Annotated in this window: 1 pseudogene; it reads right to left on the bottom strand. The window is 49.4% G+C overall.

The window, feature by feature from the left end:
- Window positions 1–86: 86 nt before the first annotated feature.
- Window positions 87–902, bottom strand: a pseudogene (locus PGS25_RS15570) (VirD4-like conjugal transfer protein, CD1115 family); the annotation flags it as partial.
- Between the last annotated feature and the right edge of the window lie 33 nt (window positions 903–935).

Here is a 935-nt window from a genome sequence, read left to right as displayed (position 1 = left end):
GCGATTGTCCGCTTTGTACGCCAATGGCCCATAGAGGGCAGGTGCGGCGAATAGATAAGATCACTCCCTTCTAAAGCGGAACGAAATTAAGCGCCCTTTGTGTCTACTTCATATACATCGCAGACCTCATTGGGCTTGAGTTTCAGCCTTGCGGACAAGAATGCTTCAATATCAAAAGCGTTCTTGTCATCCGCGTCGGCAGTGTACTTGAAATTGGGGTGCTTGGTGATGTCGTACTTATCCGAAAGGAAAGGACGCACACCGCGCAGCTGGAGGATACACTTGCCTCCATCCATAACAGCAAGCTCATCCTGGCTCATCAGCTCTTTCCCCAATTTTTGATAGTTGAGTGAATGGGAGGTTTCCCGTCCACGGCTCTCTCCGGTATTGTAGGTGTCGATGGTTTCCTTGCCCAGCACGGCAGCCAGCTCTTTGAGGGTAGTCGGCTCTTTACCGCCCAGGAAGATGGAAGTATCCATGTTTCCGATAATGGTATCTGCGTTATCCTTATAGATCGCCTTGAGCTGACTCTGTGCCTGCAACACCAGACAGGCAGAGATTTCACGGCTTCGGATGGTGGCCACCAGCTTTTCCAGTTTCGGAATCTGCCCGATGTTAGCACACTCATCAATCAAACAGCGCACATGAACCGGAAGCCTGCCGCCATACACATCATCGGCCTTTTCACAAAGCAGGTTGAATAACTGGGTGTAGCACATGGAAATGAGAAAGTTAAAACTGTCATCCGTATCACTCATAATGAGGAACAGGGCCGTTTTTCTGTCTCCCAGCGTATCCAGTTCCAACTCATCGTAGGATGTAACCTCGCGTAGCTCCGCAATATCAAATACGGCCAGACGCGCACCGCAGGAAATCAAAATCGACTTAGCGGTTTTGCCAGAGACGAAAAGTCAAGGACTTTTTCATCAAATTCA

Source organism: Butyricicoccus sp. AM78-15b2TA (assembly GCF_027665985.1).
In the GTDB taxonomy this organism is placed as follows: Bacteria; Bacillota; Clostridia; order Oscillospirales; family Butyricicoccaceae; genus Agathobaculum; species Agathobaculum butyriciproducens.
This window is presented reverse-complemented; position numbering and strand designations above follow the sequence as displayed.